16 protein-coding genes are annotated in these 13,668 nt (G+C 65.9%); 8 read left to right on the top strand and 8 right to left on the bottom strand.

Features of this window, described 5'->3' with window-relative positions:
• Positions 1 to 226 precede the first annotated feature (226 nt).
• The 4 genes from EPD66_RS13885 to EPD66_RS13870 all read right to left on the bottom strand — a co-directional run bounded on the left by EPD66_RS13885 (position 227) and on the right by EPD66_RS13870 (position 3,907).
• Complete coding sequence (locus EPD66_RS13885) at positions 227 to 1,006, bottom strand: methyltransferase domain-containing protein (RefSeq protein ID WP_142849110.1); 780 nt, start codon at positions 1,004 to 1,006, stop codon at positions 227 to 229.
• 11 nt (positions 1,007 to 1,017) lie between these two features.
• The gene (locus EPD66_RS13880; protein ID WP_142849109.1) at positions 1,018 to 1,221 is read right to left on the bottom strand and encodes a hypothetical protein; all 204 of its coding nucleotides are present in this window, start codon (positions 1,219 to 1,221) and stop codon (positions 1,018 to 1,020) included.
• 122 nt (positions 1,222 to 1,343) lie between these two features.
• A complete protein-coding gene (locus EPD66_RS13875; protein ID WP_142849108.1) occupies positions 1,344 to 2,777 on the bottom strand; it encodes an NAD(P)/FAD-dependent oxidoreductase in 1,434 nt (477 codons plus the stop codon).
• A 287-nt stretch (positions 2,778 to 3,064) separates the two neighbouring features.
• Entirely contained in the window at positions 3,065 to 3,907 is an 843-nt protein-coding gene (locus EPD66_RS13870) for an ion transporter (protein ID WP_255448494.1), read from the bottom strand.
• Positions 3,908 to 4,161: 254 nt separating this feature from the next.
• On the opposite strand from EPD66_RS13870, the gene rpmH reads away from it, so the two are divergent.
• From rpmH to argB, 6 genes are read left to right on the top strand one after another with little or no spacing between them, the layout of a single operon-like run.
• Positions 4,162 to 4,296 carry a 50S ribosomal protein L34 gene (rpmH, locus tag EPD66_RS13865; RefSeq protein ID WP_142849107.1) on the top strand — a complete coding sequence of 45 codons (135 nt, stop codon included), beginning with the start codon at positions 4,162 to 4,164 and terminating at the stop codon, positions 4,294 to 4,296.
• 2 nt (positions 4,297 to 4,298) lie between these two features.
• Entirely contained in the window at positions 4,299 to 4,757 is a 459-nt protein-coding gene (gene rnpA, locus EPD66_RS13860; RefSeq protein ID WP_142849106.1) for a ribonuclease P protein component, read from the top strand.
• A complete protein-coding gene (gene yidD / locus EPD66_RS13855) occupies positions 4,754 to 5,029 on the top strand; it encodes a membrane protein insertion efficiency factor YidD (protein WP_142849105.1) in 276 nt (91 codons plus the stop codon). Before rnpA ends, yidD begins: the two co-directional genes overlap by 4 nt.
• A gap of 36 nt (positions 5,030 to 5,065) precedes the next feature.
• Complete coding sequence (gene yidC / locus EPD66_RS13850) at positions 5,066 to 6,775, top strand: membrane protein insertase YidC (protein ID WP_142849104.1); 1,710 nt, start codon at positions 5,066 to 5,068, stop codon at positions 6,773 to 6,775.
• Positions 6,776 to 6,779: 4 nt separating this feature from the next.
• The gene (yihA, locus tag EPD66_RS13845; RefSeq protein ID WP_142849103.1) at positions 6,780 to 7,466 is read left to right on the top strand and encodes a ribosome biogenesis GTP-binding protein YihA/YsxC; all 687 of its coding nucleotides are present in this window, start codon (positions 6,780 to 6,782) and stop codon (positions 7,464 to 7,466) included.
• A 13-nt stretch (positions 7,467 to 7,479) separates the two neighbouring features.
• On the top strand, positions 7,480 to 8,412 hold the full coding sequence (gene argB, locus EPD66_RS13840) for an acetylglutamate kinase (RefSeq protein ID WP_142849102.1): 933 nt from the start codon (positions 7,480 to 7,482) through the stop codon (positions 8,410 to 8,412).
• A 79-nt stretch (positions 8,413 to 8,491) separates the two neighbouring features.
• On the opposite strand, the gene secB is transcribed toward argB, so the two are convergent.
• A complete protein-coding gene (gene secB / locus EPD66_RS13835) occupies positions 8,492 to 8,989 on the bottom strand; it encodes a protein-export chaperone SecB (RefSeq protein ID WP_142849101.1) in 498 nt (165 codons plus the stop codon).
• A 66-nt stretch (positions 8,990 to 9,055) separates the two neighbouring features.
• Positions 9,056 to 9,577 carry an FxsA family protein gene (locus tag EPD66_RS13830; RefSeq protein ID WP_142849100.1) on the bottom strand — a complete coding sequence of 174 codons (522 nt, stop codon included), beginning with the start codon at positions 9,575 to 9,577 and terminating at the stop codon, positions 9,056 to 9,058.
• Between the two features lie 139 nt (positions 9,578 to 9,716).
• Between EPD66_RS13830 and EPD66_RS13825 the strand changes: the two genes are divergently transcribed.
• Both EPD66_RS13825 and EPD66_RS13820 read left to right on the top strand, forming a co-directional pair.
• Entirely contained in the window at positions 9,717 to 10,394 is a 678-nt protein-coding gene (locus tag EPD66_RS13825; RefSeq protein WP_142849099.1) for a Tim44/TimA family putative adaptor protein, read from the top strand.
• Between the two features lie 15 nt (positions 10,395 to 10,409).
• The gene (locus EPD66_RS13820; protein ID WP_142849098.1) at positions 10,410 to 11,621 is read left to right on the top strand and encodes a murein transglycosylase A; all 1,212 of its coding nucleotides are present in this window, start codon (positions 10,410 to 10,412) and stop codon (positions 11,619 to 11,621) included.
• Positions 11,622 to 11,964: 343 nt separating this feature from the next.
• Here the strand turns inward: EPD66_RS13820 and EPD66_RS13815 are convergent, their stop codons facing one another.
• Together EPD66_RS13815 and dapE are read right to left on the bottom strand one after the other, a co-directional pair.
• Positions 11,965 to 12,522 carry a hypothetical protein gene (locus tag EPD66_RS13815; RefSeq protein ID WP_142849097.1) on the bottom strand — a complete coding sequence of 186 codons (558 nt, stop codon included), beginning with the start codon at positions 12,520 to 12,522 and terminating at the stop codon, positions 11,965 to 11,967.
• On the bottom strand, positions 12,519 to 13,667 hold the full coding sequence (gene dapE / locus EPD66_RS13810) for a succinyl-diaminopimelate desuccinylase (protein WP_142849096.1): 1,149 nt from the start codon (positions 13,665 to 13,667) through the stop codon (positions 12,519 to 12,521). The genes EPD66_RS13815 and dapE overlap by 4 nt, the downstream gene beginning before the upstream one ends.
• Position 13,668: the final 1 nt, after the last annotated feature.

Here is a 13,668-nt window from a genome sequence, read left to right as displayed (position 1 = left end):
CGCATCGGCCCAGCCTAACTGACCAATCCGCTTGCGTGCCATGACGGCCTCTCCTGCTGATCGAACAGGCCGCTATCGAATCACAATCATGCCTTCCGTGCAAAGGTCTCCAGCATGAGGTCTATTTCTTTAAAATAAAAAGAAAAAGTAGCCTCATCCTGAGGAGACCGCGAAGCGGTCGTCTCGAAGGATGGGGGGCCGCTTGACGGGTTCGGACAGAGCCCGCTTACGCCTGCGCCTTGCGCGCCAGCAGGAACAGCCGGCGGAACGGGAACAGGGTCTTGCCGTCGCTTCCGGGCGGATAAGCCTCGCGCAGGCGGGCGGCGCAATCGGCGCGGAAGGCGTCGCGTTCCGCCCCGTCCAGAGCCTGGAGGAAAGGGGCCAGGGCGGTGGAGGACATCCAGTTCAGAACCGGATCCTCGCCGCTCAGCACGTGCAGATATTCCGTTTCCCACAGGTCCAGACCGGCTGCCAAAGGGCTCAGCCAGTCATGGTAGCGCGCCGGTTCGGCCACGGGCTGGACACGCAGCAGCGGCGTCAGGCGCTGCCGCCAGGGGCCTGAGCGGACGGCATCGAGAATCGCTTGATGGGAAGGCGCGGCGTGATTGCGGGGCATCTGCACCGCCAGGACACCGCCGGGCGCCAAGGTACCGAACAGGCGGGGGAAAAGCCGTTCATGGCCGTCCAGCCATTGCAGCGCGGCATTGGAAAAGATCAGGTCGGGCGGCTGGTCGGGATGCCAGGAGGCGATATCCCCGCGCTGCCAGTCGATCCTGCCGCCTTCCGCCTGAGCGGCGGCGCGGGCAAGCATGTCGGGCGAGGAATCCAGCCCGGTGACGCGGGCCTCCGGCCAGCGCCGGGCGAGAAGATGCGTGCCGCTGCCGGTTCCGCATCCCAGGTCCCAGATCCTGGCGGGCGCCTCCAGCGGGATGCGCCCGATCAGGTCGAGGACGGGCCTCAGCCTGGGCCCGGCATAGCTCTCATAGACTGCCGGGTCCCAGCGCATCGGTCATGTCCTCAGGCGTGGCCGCCATCGGCGTCGAGGTCTTCCGAGGTCGGGTTCTGCGCGATCAGCGTCATCACGAACAGGAAGGCGCCGATCGCCAGGGACATGCCGACGAAGGACATCATGCCGTCCACGGCGCGCGACGCCAGCAGCAGGCCGGCCATGCCGGCGATGACCGCGATAATCCCCATGACCCAGCTGTCGATATACTTCACCGCCGTCTCCCTAAAGATGATGTGGGAATGTCTCGGCGCTTTTTAGCCTATCTGCCGCGTCATCTCAAAACGGAATCGTCCTGACGCGGCCTTCCCTTTCGGGAAAGCCGCTTTTCCGGGCCTCAGGGCAGCTTTCCCAGCAACCGTGCCACACCCTTGGCCTTGTCCGAGAAAACCATAGGTTCAAAGAATTTCCCGGCGGCCTGTTTCGAGGCCTCCGCCAGCGTGGGATAGGGTACCACCATTTCGGCCATGTCCTTCAGGCCGAGGCTGCCGCGCACCGCCGCTACCCAGGGCTGGATCAGTTCCCCCGCCCGCTGGCCCAGGATCGCCGCGCCCAGTACCTTGCCGCGCCGCGTGGCGACGATCTTGACCTGCCCCTCGGTGCGGCCGTCGCACCAGGCGCGGTCGGTCTCGGCGAAGCCATAGCGTTCGATCCGCACATCCTCGTAGCGGCGCAGGGCGGTTTCCTCGTCCAACCCGACCCAGGCCAGTTCGGGGTCGCCATAGACCACGGCGGGAACTTCCGTGTAATCCAGCCTGACCGGCAGGCGGAAGAACATGCGCCGCAGCACCTGCGCGGCATGCCAGTTCGCCACATGGGCGAAGCGCGGCGCCCCGGCCACGGCATCGCCCACGGCGAAGACGTTCGGGTCGTTGGTCCGCAGCCCCTCGTCCACCAGGATGCCGTCATCCTGGAAATGGATGCCGCCGTCGTCGGGCCGCAATTCCTCCAGGTCGGGCATCCGCCCGGTGGCGAGCAGCAGATGCGAGCCCTCGGCCTCGACCATCCTGCCGCCCTGGCCCTGCAGGATCAGCGCCGCGCCCTCGCCCGCCGGGCGGGCCGCCGTGACCAGCATGTTCTCGACCACATCCACGCCCTCGTCGCGCAGGCGATCGCGCAGCATGGCCGCAAGGTCGGCATCGGCCTCGGGCAGGATGCGCAGCCCGGCCTCGATCAGCGTGACGGCCGATCCCAGGCGGCGGAAGGCCTGGGCCAGCTCCACGCCCGTCGCACCGCCGCCCAGGACCAGCAGATGACGGGGCAGCCGGTCCAGGGCGAAGATCGTCTCGTTGGTCAGGAAAGGCGTCTGGTCCAGGCCCTCGATCGCCGGAATCTTCGGCTTGCCGCCGGTGGCGATGACGAAGCGGCGGGCGCGGATGGTGGTCTCTCCCACGCGGATTTGCCCCGGGGCGGTGAAGCGGGCGGTTCCCTGGGTCACCTGCACGCCCAGCTCCTCGAAACGGCCGGCCGAATCCTTTTCCGCCAGCGTCCGCATGACCCCGTGCAGATGCGCCTTCACCTGGGCGAAATCCACCGAGACCTCGCCGGTCGAGACGCCGAAGCGTCCGGCGTTGCGCACGTCATGGACCGCCCTGGCGCAGGCCAGCAGGGCCTTGGAGGGCACACAGCCGGTATTGAGGCGGTCACCGCCCATCGCCCCCTTCTCCACCAGCACCACCGATGCACCCAGGCGGGCCGCTCCGGAGGCGACCGACAATCCGGCGGCACCGGCGCCGATGACGCAAAGTTCGGGGGTCAGATTTTCAGCCATGAGCTTCTCCCTTTCCTTTTCTTTGTGGGGGTTGGCCACCGGCAGCCCGGCACGGATCACGCTCCCAGGAATGATCCCCAACACTGTGGCGAGAATATAGGCGCGCCACCGCCGTCCCAGCAGGGCGGGACGGCGAAATTGTCCAACCGGAAAGAGAAAAAGAGGGCGAGACGCAGCACGAAGAGGTGGCGTGCACCGCCTCATGCGGGACGAGATGGAAGGAAGCCCATCCCGTCAGGCCGCGGCCGGGCGCGCGGAGACGCAGGCCCGGCCGGGAACATGAGGCCTTAGCGGCGGTCCTGGAGCATGGCCTTCAGTTCGGCCAGTTCCGCCCGCAGGGCGCGGACCTCGCTCGCCAGGTCCGGCTCCTTGTCCAGGACCTCGCTCTCCTCCTCGGCATGCACCTCGCGCATGGCATCGACCACGATCCCGACGAACAGGTTCAGGACGGCGAAGGTGGTCACCATGATGAAGGGCAGGAAGAACATCCAGGCATAGGGATATTGCTCCATCACCGGCCGCACGATGCCCATGGACCAGGATTCCAGCGTCATCACCTGGAAGAGGGTGTACATGGACCGCCCGATCGTGCCGAACCAGTCCTCGAAGGAGGCGCCGAACAGCTTGGTGGACAGCACCGCCCCGACATAGAAGAGCAGCAGGATGATCGCCAGCACCGTGGTCATGCCCGGAATAGCATGCAGCAGGGCACCGATCACCCGGCGCATCTGCGGCACCACCGACAGCAGGCGCAACAGGCGCAGCACGCGCAGGGCGCGCAGCACCGCCAGCGGCCCGGTGGCCGGCAGCAGGGCGATGCCGACGATCACGATGTCGAAGACGTTCCAGCCGTTGCGGAAGAAGCCCAGACGCCGCCAGGCCAGCTTGGCACCGATCTCGAAGCAGAAAATACCCAGCACGATAGAGTCGAAGGCGCGCAGCACCGGCCCCACCGCCTCCATCACCGTGGCCGAGGTCTCAAGGCCCAGGGAAATGGCATTGAGGATGATCAGCGTCACGATGAAACGCTGGAACGCCTTGCCTTCGACCCAGGCCCCCAGGCGGGCAATGGGTCCTTCCGTCGGCAACTCCCTTTCGCGCCGGGATGCCGTCACATTACCATCCATCATCTTGTTTCGTGGCTCCTGCGAACCGTCGTTTGTCCGCCCTTGCGAAGATTGGGCTATAAGGAATAAGGAGGCACCTGCGGCAACGCCAGGGTATCCCTCTCGACAAAGCGCGATGGCGCCTTGTATCACAGCCCGTCTGGCCGGGGCGAGAGGCGATAGGGGAGAAGATGCGCGACTCGCGTTGACTCCCAGGCCGCAAGCCCGTATACAGCGGGGCTTATTTTTCGTCCAGATGCCTGATCGGAGTTGGGACAGTGAAGCGTACCTATCAACCCAGCAAGCTTGTCCGTGCCCGCCGTCACGGTTTCCGCGCCCGCATGGCCACCGTTGGTGGTCGCCGCGTCATCGCGAACCGCCGTGCCCAGGGCCGTAAGCGTCTTTCCGCCTAAGGATGTCCTTGGCGGTTGATCGGCTGAAGCGGCGCAAGGATTTCCTCCGAGTTGCCGCTAAACGCCGAAAATGGGCCGCCCCAGGATTGATCCTTCAGACCGCACCTGCCGACACGGCGCCACCTCCTGGCGCTGATGTCGGTGTGCGGCTTGGCTTTACGTGCAGCCGCAAGGTCGGCAATGCAGTAGAGCGAAATCGTGCGCGCCGTCGCCTGAAAGCGGCCGCCGACCTTCTGATGCCGCGCAATGCCAAGCCCGGACAGGATTATGTCCTGATCGGCCGGCAAGAAACCTTGCGACGTCCCTTCGAACTGTTGTTGCAGGATTTGCAAACGGCGTTAAAACGTCTGGGCGCATGGCGCGATGCCGAGGGGGATGCCTCTTCCTCCGGCAGACATGCCGTGTCCGATGGCAAACCAACGCCCGACGAGGGGGCGACAAGGGAGGGTGACAGGCGATGAGTCCCGCCGGCGTGCTGATGCGCGCAGCCATTCGCGCCTACCAGCTTTTTCTCTCGCCGCTTCTGCCGCCGAGTTGCCGCTACGCGCCCAGCTGCTCGCAATATGCGCTGGAAGCCATCGCGACCCACGGCGCCTTGCGGGGCGGCTGGCTTGCCTTCCGCCGTATCGCCCGTTGCCATCCCTGGGGCGGATCGGGTTTCGACCCGGTGCCTCCCAAGCGGGATACGCAGCACCACCATCACGGCCAAGGCTGCTGCGGCCGGCATTCCTGAACGACAACCGCCTCCGGCATCCCCGGATAGGATGACATGACTGAACAGCGCAACCTGATCCTCGCCATCGTCCTCTCCATTGCGATCATGCTGGGGTTCCAGCTGCTGTTCGCACCGGATCAGCCACCGCCGCAGCCGGAGACGAGCGAGGCCGCGCCCGATGCCGTCGCGCCTGCGCCCGGCTCTCCCGTTCCGCTGGCCCCCGCCCAGCCCCAGGCGCCGACCGTGGTGGACCGTCAGGCCGCCCTGGCCCAGGCCGAGCGCGTACGCATCGACACGCCGCGCCTGCACGGCTCGATCAACCTGCATGGCGGCCGTCTGGACGACCTGACGCTGATCGACTACCGCGAGACGCCCGACCCCAACAGCCCGGAAATCCGGCTGCTCAATCCGGTCGGCAGCGCCACGCCCTATTTCGCCGAATTCGGCTGGACGCCCGCCGATCCCAGCATCCCCGTGCCCGGCCCCGACACCGTCTGGAGCGCCGAGGGCAACATGCTGCGCCCGGACAGCCCGGTGGTGCTGACCTGGGACAACGGCCAGGGCCTGATCTTCGTCCGCCGCTTCGAGGTGGACGAGAACTACATGTTCACGATCACCCAGACGGTCGAGAACCAGGGCGAGGCCCCGGTCACGCTCTATCCCTACGGCTTGGCCTCGCGCGTGTCGCGCCCGGCGACCGAGGGCTTCTTCATCCTGCATGAAGGCCCGATCGGCGTGTTCAACGGCACGCTGCGCGAACCCAGCTACAGCGACCTGGCCGAACAGGGCCGCATCGAGCACACCTCGACCGGCGGCTGGATCGGCATCACCGACAAGTACTGGCTGGTCGCCCTGGCGCCGAACCAGGACGAAGAGGTCCGCGCCACCTTCTCCCATCGCCGCCCCGCCGGTGCCGAGGAACGCTTCCAGTTCGACTATCTGGGCGCGGGCCAGCAGGTCGCCCCGGGCGAGACGATCACCAATACCGGCCGTCTGTTCGCCGGCGCCAAGGAACTGGACCTGCTGGACGGCTATTCCGAGCAATACGGCATCGACCGCTTCGACCTGGCGATCGATTTCGGCTGGTTCTATTTCATGACCAAGCCGTTCTTCCAGCTGCTCAAGATCATCTATGACGCGGTCGGCAATTTCGGCATCGCCATCCTGATCATCACCGTCCTGATCAAGGCCATCCTGTTCCCGCTGGCGAACAAGTCCTACAAGGCCATGACCAAGATGAAGGCCCTGCAGCCCGAGCTGAAGAAGCTGCAGGAACGCTTCAAGGACGACAAGATGCGCCTGAACCAGGAGATGATGGCGCTGTATAAGCGGGAAAAGGTCAATCCGGTCTCGGGCTGCTTGCCGGTCCTGGTCCAGATCCCGATCTTCTTCGCCCTCTACAAGGTGCTGTTCGTCACCATCGAAATGCGCCATGCGCCTTTCTTCGGCTGGATCCAGGACCTCTCGGCCCCCGATCCGACCAGCATCTTCAACCTGTTCGGCCTGATCCCGTGGGATCCGCCAAGCTTCCTGATGATCGGTATCTGGCCGCTGATCATGGGCTTCACCATGTGGCTGCAGCAGCGCCTGAACCCGCAGCCCACCGACCCGATCCAGGTCAAGATGTTCCAGATCCTGCCCATCGTCTTCACCTTCCTGCTGGCGACCTTCCCCGCCGGTCTGGTGATCTACTGGGCATGGAGCAACTCGCTGTCGATCCTGCAGCAGTGGATCATCATGCGCCGGGCCGGGGTGAAGATCTGACGCCATGACGGCGCCCGACCCCACCCCTCCCGAACGGAGTCCCGAACAAGAGGCGGCGGCCCGGCTTGAAGCCGGCCGCCTTCTCTTCGCCCAGGACTGCCGCTTCTATTTCGGCGCCAGCAAGCTCGATTCGCTGCCGCCCGCCGACCTGCCGGAAATCGCCTTCGCCGGACGCTCCAATGTCGGCAAGTCGAGCCTGATCAACGCCCTGACCGGGCGCAACACCCTGGCGCGCACCTCGCACACGCCGGGGCGCACCCAGCAGCTCAACTTCTTCAATCTCGGCGGACGGCTGGCCCTGGTGGACCTGCCCGGCTATGGCTATGCCCAGGCGCCCAAGGACCATATCCGCCGCTGGACCGCCCTGGTGAACGGCTATCTGCGCGGCCGCGCCGTGCTGCGCCGGGCCTGTGTCATGGTCGATGCCCGCCACGGATTGAAGGACGTGGACCGCGAGATCATGTCCATGCTGGACGCCGCCGCCGTGGTCTATCAGGTGGTGCTGACCAAGGCCGACAAGGTCAAGCCCGGCCCGCTGGAACAGATGCGCGAGACCGTGACCGCCGAAATCTCGCGGCGCGTCGCGGCCTATCCGGAAATCTTCGTCACTTCTTCCGAATCCGGGCAGGGCATTGCCGAATTGCGGGCCGCCCTGACCGAACTCGCACTTCCCGTCGCTCCATCCGCTTGAAGGAGTTCCTTCCATGACCCCGCCCACCGACAAGGTCCTCGGCACTGAAGAAGAGCGCGAAGTCTGGCTGCGCAAGGCCCAGACCCTCTCCGAGGCCCTGCCCTTCATGCGTCAGTTCGCCGATGACACCATCGTGGTCAAGTATGGCGGCCATGCCATGGGCGACGAGAATCTGGCGCGCCTGTTCGCCCGCGACATCGTGCTGCTGAAGCAGGTGGGCATCAATCCGGTGGTGGTGCATGGCGGCGGGCCGCAGATCGCCCAGATGCTGGAGCGGCTGAAGATACAGTCCTCCTTCGTCGACGGCCTGCGCGTCACCGACCAGGCCACGGTCGAGATCGTCGAGATGGTCCTGGCAGGCTCGATCAACAAGCAGATCGTCGCCGCCATCAACGAGGCCGGCGGCTTCGCCATCGGCCTGTCGGGCAAGGACGGCCACCTGATCCGCGCCCGCAAGGTGCGCCGCACCAAGAAGGACCCGGACAGCAATATCGAGCAGGTCCTCGACCTGGGCTTCGTCGGCGAACCGGCCGAGGTCAATCCCCATATCCTGGACTCGCTGCAGGCGGGCGACGTGATCCCGGTCATCGCGCCGATCGGCATGGGCATGGCCGGCGAGACCTACAACATCAACGCCGACACCGCCGCCGGGGCCATCGCCGGGGCGACCAATGCTCGGCGCCTGCTGTTCCTGACCGACGTGCCCGGCGTGCTGGACAAGCAGAAGAACCTGATCCCGGAAATGACCGCCACCCAGGCCCGCCAGCTGATCGCCGACGGCACCATCACCGGCGGCATGATCCCCAAGGTGGAGAACTGCCTGGAGGCCGTAGACAAGGGCGTGGACGCCGCCGTCATCCTGGATGGCCGGGTGCCCCATGCCGTGCTGCTGGAGATCTTCACGCCCCACGGCGTCGGCACCCTGATCCGCCGCGACCAGGCCTGATCTCCGGGCCCAGAACATCAAAAAGCCCCGCCGCTGGAAAGCGGCGGGGCTTTTTTCATGACGGACGCGCCGAAAGGCCTCAGGCCTGGGCGGTCTGGCCGTTACCGTTGCCCTGCTGCATCTGGCCGATGCGCTGACGGTACAGCGCCACGAAGTCGATGGGCTGGAGCATCAGCGGCGGGAAGCCGCCGTCGCGGGTCACATCGGCGATGATGTTGCGCGCGAAGGGGAACAGCAGGCGCGGGCATTCGATCAGCAGCATGGGCTGCAGGTGTTCCTGCGGCACATTGACGGTGAAGATGCCGGCGAAGGCCAGTTCCACGATGAAGGCCGACTTCTCCGCCAGCTTGGCGTCCACCTTCAGGTGCAGGGTGACCTCGTAGACGTTGTCCTGCAGCGTGTTGGCGCGGATGTCGATATTGATCGGGATTTCGGGCTGGTTACGGGCCAGCTCGCCGAAGATGCCCGGCGCATGGGGCACCTCGAAAGACAGGTCCTTGATATATTGGCCATTGACGGAAAGGGTCGGACCCTCGGCCTGGCCCTGAGCGTTCTGGTTGGGATTCTGTTCGGTCATGACCTTCTCCAGGATAAAGCGTCCACACGGCTAGCATGGTTTGAAACGAGGCACAACCGCACGCAGCTACTTGTCCCGTTCGTCACCGTCTTTTCCCGGCGGCAGGCGGTCTTGCGCGTCCCGCCGCTCGGAGTCTTGCGGCCGCACTTCGGTATAATCGGCATCGATCACCACGGGTCCCCCCGGCGGCTGCCGTCCGGACGGATGCGGGCGGGCGCCTGTCATCGTTGCCACGACGCTGAGGTGGCGCCCCGCCCAGCCCCTGAGAACCCCTCTCACGGGGGGCAGGAGGAGGAGGAGGCCCACGATGTCGGTCAGAAATCCGGGAAGCAGCAGGAAAGCCCCCGCGATCACCAGGCACAACCCGTCGAACATGGGCGCCACCGGCGTTTCCCCCCGCTCCAGCGAGGCGCGCAGCCGCCCTATGGTCGCAAAGCCTTGGTAGCGTAGCACCACCAGCCCCGCCAAACCGGCACCGATCACAGCCACTACGGCAGTTAGTATGCCGATTTCCTCCGCAATACGGATGAAAAAGGCGATTTCCAACACGGGGACGGCGATGATAACCGCCAGAATTATCCAAGGCATGCTTGCTCTTCTACACCCTACAGCTTATGTACTGAACATCTTTCCGGGTTCGGTTTACCTTGATCCGAGCCTTTTTGTGGCGGAGACTATCTGAGGACGCTCGCCCGGTCCATTGTCGGCACCCCTGGATGTAGGGACCATGAACGGAAGCTTTCAGTTCATTGACATTATTTTTTTCGCAATGGTCGCTGCCTTCCTGGTATTGCGGCTGAGGAGCGTTCTTGGTCGGCGGACCGGCAACGAGCGGCCGCCACAGGAAAACCCCTATTCCCGCCGCGTCGATAAGCGCGGGGATAACGTGGTCGACCTGCCGAACCGCAAGGGAGACATGATCCCCGAGGCCTATCGCGGCACGCCGGTGGAGGCTGGGCTGACCCAGATCAAGCTGGCCGATCCCGCCTTCTCGCCCGATGACTTCCTCATGGGCGCCCGCCAGGCCTTCGAGATGATCGTCACCGCCTATGCACGGGGCGATGCCCAGACGTTGCGGCCGCTGCTCAGCGACGAGGTCTACGGCAATTTCATGAACGGCATCGATGCCCGCGAGCGGGCCGGTGAAACCATGGAATTCGAACTGGTGGGCATCCGCAAGACGGCCATCGAAGGGGCGCGCATGGAGGGCAATAACGCCTTCGTGACCGTCCACTATACCAGCGAGCAGGTCAGCGTGATCCGCGATGCCGAAGGCCATGTCGTCGAGGGCGATCCCAATCAGGTGAGCAAGGTCGACGACGTCTGGACCTTCGCCCGCGACACCACCTCGCCCGATCCGGCCTGGTTCCTGGTCGAAACCACCGCGGTTGACGAAGAAGTCTGACGGAGCTCGACTGATTTGCGTTCCGTCCTGACCGGGGCCCTGCTGGGCCTCCTCGCCCTGGGGGCTTGCGCCCCCGTGGTCGACCAAGCCGCCGACAAGTCCCCCGCCGAAACGCCCGCCGCGCCCGAGCGGCGGCTGACCCTGACGGCCGCCAGCTACGACGACCTGCCGGGCTGGCGCGCCGACAGCGCCGCGGAGGTCCTGCCGGCCCTGCTGAAATCCTGCGCCCGGCTGCTGACACAGCCCGAAACCCGTCCCGTGGGCCGCAACGGCCTGGGCGGCGTGATCGCCGACTGGCATGGCCCCTGCGCCGCCGCCCAGCGTCTGCCGCCCAACGACCACGCCGCCGTGCGCAGCTATTTTGAAACCTGGTTCCAGCCTTACCGCGCCGCCAATAACGGCAACCCGGAAGGGTTATTCACCGGCTATTACGAAGCAGAGCTGCGCGGCGCGCTGGCCCCCGATTCCCGCCATCGCTGGCCCATCTGGGGCCTGCCGGAAGATCTGGTCCAGGCCGATCTGGGCGCTTTCGACCCCGCCTTGGCCGGACGGCGCCTGGTCGGGCGGGTCGACTCGGGACGCTTCCAGCCCTATCCCGACCGCGCCCAGATCGAGGCCGGCGCCATCAAGGGCAAGGCCCAGCCGATCCTGTGGGTGGACGATCCGGTCGATAGCTTCATCCTGCATATCCAGGGCTCGGGCCGCGTCGTGCTGCCCGACGGCAAGACCCTGCGCCTGGGCTATGCCGGCAATAACGGCCATGGCTTCGTCGGCATCGGCCGGGTGATGCTGGACCGCAATCTCCTGCCGCCGGGGCAATCGAGCATGCAGCACATCCGTGCATGGCTGCGCGCCAATCCGGACAAGGCGACGGAGCTGATGAACGAGAATCCGCGTTACATCTTCTTCCGCAGGATCGACGGCGACGGCCCCATCGGCTCGCAGGGCGTGGCGCTCACCGCCATGCGCAGCATGGCCGTGGACCCGGATTTCGTGCCGCTGGGCACCCCTTTGTGGCTGGACACCGAACATCCCCGCAACGGCCCGCGCCTGCAGCGCCTGATGATCGCCCAGGATACCGGCAGCGCCATCAAGGGCCCCGTGCGCGGCGACTTCTTCTGGGGCACCGGCGAAGCCGCCCTGGACGATGCCGGACGGATGCGCAGCCGCGGGGGATATTGGCTGCTGCTGCCGAAGCACCGCACCGCCCAGGTCGCGGCGGAATAGAAAAAGGATGCAGGGCTGAGGCCCTGCATCCTTTCCAGGGCCTCAGCCCTTTCCCCAATATGATCCGTCATGCCCGCGAAAGCGGGCATCCATGGGCCTGCAGAGTACTCCGGCATCGGCATGGACTCCCGCTTGCGCGGGAGTGACGAAGAAGATCAACTGGACAGGGAAGGCGCCGGGCCCCGCTCTGGCATCCCGCCCGGCACCTCAGCCCTTCTTCAATATAATCCGTCATGCCCGCGAAAGCGGGCATCCATGGGTCCGCAGGGTCTCCGGCATCGGCATGGACTCCCGCTTGCGCGGGAGGGATGGGACAGCGAAGAGAGAAGCGTGCGAGCGGCCCTCAGGCGCTGGCGAGGCCCAGCATGGTGCCGCGGATCAGCAGGTCGAGCAGGAAATTGATCGTCACCACTGCCGCCGCCGCCAGCCCGTCCAGCTTCAGGGCATGATGGGCGATGAACCAGTGGTACATCAGCACCGCCGTCATCACCATCAGGCTGAGCAGGAAGAGCGGCGCGATCGGACCGGCGGCCAGGGCGAGCAGGGCCACCGGCAGCATGATCATGATCTGGGGAATCTGGAACCAGTTATAGGTCGACAGCCAGCGGCAAAATTCCGCCTCGCGCCCCAGCAGCCGGGTCAGCGATACCATCAGCAGCGGGAAGGCGACCCAGCTGATCACATAGGCGATCACCTGCAGCAGGAAGAGGCGCAGCGGCTGCTCGGCCGTGAAGATGTCCGACAGCACCAGCAGCAGGTAGACGGGAGCAACCAGGAAGGCGGCGGTGAAGGACTTCCAGGCGCCTTCCGGGGTGGGATCGAATCGCCCAATGGCCTCGCGGTCGAGCTTGACGATGCGCCAAGCGGCATAGAGATAGGCGATGATCTCCCGCGACGTCATAGCGTAGGCAGCACGTCGGCCAGCACCAGACGGTAGATTTCCGCCAGCGCTTCCAGGTCCGCCACGGCCACCCGCTCGTCCGCCTTGTGCATGGTCTGGCCCACCAGGCCGAATTCGACGACGGGGCAGTAATCCTTGATGAAGCGGGCATCCGAGGTGCCGCCCGAGGTCGAGGGCTCGGGCGAGACGCCCAGCACCGCCTGGACGGCGCGTGCGACGGCGTCGCTCAAGGGACCCGGCGGGGTCAGGAAGGCCTCGCCGGAGACGGAGACCTTCAGCTCGTAATCGCCGCCCACCGTTTCCAGCTTCTGGCGCAGCCAGTCTTCCAGGCTGGCGCCGCTATGCAGGTCGTTGAAGCGGATGTTGAAGCCCGCATGGGCCTGCGCCGGAATGACATTGGTGGCGGGATTGCCCACATCCACCGTGGTCAGCGTCAGGGTCGAGGGCTGGAAATGCGCCGTGCCCTGGTCCAGCGGTTCGGCCGTCAGGGCCGTCAGCATGGCGATCAGGCGCGGAATGGGATTGTCGGCCAGATGCGGATAGGCGACATGGCCCTGGCTGCCATAGACGGTCAGGCGGCCGTTCAGGCTGCCGCGCCGGCCGATCTTCATCATCTCGCCGAGGCGGCGGGGATTGGTCGGCTCGCCCACCACGCAGAGATCGATGCGCTCGCCCCGCTCCTCCAGCCATTGCAGCATCTTCTTGGTGCCGTTGATGGCCGGGCCTTCCTCGTCGCCGGTGATCAGCAGGCTGACCGAGCCGATGGGGCGTCCGGTTTCCAGATGACGGGCCAGTGCGGCGACGAAGGCGGCGATGGCCCCCTTCATATCGGCGGCGCCCCGTCCGTAGAGATGGCCGTCGATCACCTCGCCCGCGAAGGGGTCGGTGGTCCAGCCCTGCCCCACCGGCACCACGTCGGTATGGCCGGCGAAGCAGAAATTCGGCCCGTCCTCGCCCAGACGCGCATAGAGGTTGCGCACGTCCGGCGTCCCCTCCTGCGAGAAGTCCAGGCGATGACAGGTAAAGCCCAGCCGCGTCAGAGACGCTTCGAGGACGTCGAGCGCGCCGCCGTCCTCGGGCGTCACGCTGGGGCAGCGGATCAGCGCCCGTGCCAGGTCCAGCGGATCGGTCAGGGTCAGCGTCATG

This window comes from Telmatospirillum sp. J64-1 (genome assembly GCF_006980715.1).
GTDB lineage: Bacteria > Pseudomonadota > Alphaproteobacteria > Rhodospirillales > Magnetospirillaceae > Oleiliquidispirillum > Oleiliquidispirillum nitrogeniifigens.
The sequence above is the reverse complement of the archived record's forward strand: the minus strand, read 5'-3'. Positions and strand labels throughout refer to the sequence as shown.

Coding starts and splice junctions, on each gene's coding strand:
- EPD66_RS13885 (WP_142849110.1), bottom strand. CDS start 1,006: ATGCGCTGGGACCCGGCAGTCTATGAGAGCTATGCCGGGCCCAGGCTG.
- EPD66_RS13875 (WP_142849108.1), bottom strand. CDS start 2,777: ATGGCTGAAAATCTGACCCCCGAACTTTGCGTCATCGGCGCCGGTGCC.
- EPD66_RS13870 (WP_255448494.1), bottom strand. CDS start 3,907: ATGATGGATGGTAATGTGACGGCATCCCGGCGCGAAAGGGAGTTGCCG.
- rnpA (WP_142849106.1), top strand. CDS start 4,299: ATGTCCTTGGCGGTTGATCGGCTGAAGCGGCGCAAGGATTTCCTCCGA.
- yidD (WP_142849105.1), top strand. CDS start 4,754: ATGAGTCCCGCCGGCGTGCTGATGCGCGCAGCCATTCGCGCCTACCAG.
- yidC (WP_142849104.1), top strand. CDS start 5,066: ATGACTGAACAGCGCAACCTGATCCTCGCCATCGTCCTCTCCATTGCG.
- yihA (WP_142849103.1), top strand. CDS start 6,780: ATGACGGCGCCCGACCCCACCCCTCCCGAACGGAGTCCCGAACAAGAG.
- argB (WP_142849102.1), top strand. CDS start 7,480: ATGACCCCGCCCACCGACAAGGTCCTCGGCACTGAAGAAGAGCGCGAA.
- secB (WP_142849101.1), bottom strand. CDS start 8,989: ATGACCGAACAGAATCCCAACCAGAACGCTCAGGGCCAGGCCGAGGGT.
- EPD66_RS13830 (WP_142849100.1), bottom strand. CDS start 9,577: ATGCCTTGGATAATTCTGGCGGTTATCATCGCCGTCCCCGTGTTGGAA.
- EPD66_RS13825 (WP_142849099.1), top strand. CDS start 9,717: ATGAACGGAAGCTTTCAGTTCATTGACATTATTTTTTTCGCAATGGTC.
- EPD66_RS13815 (WP_142849097.1), bottom strand. CDS start 12,522: ATGACGTCGCGGGAGATCATCGCCTATCTCTATGCCGCTTGGCGCATC.
- dapE (WP_142849096.1), bottom strand. CDS start 13,667: ATGACGCTGACCCTGACCGATCCGCTGGACCTGGCACGGGCGCTGATC.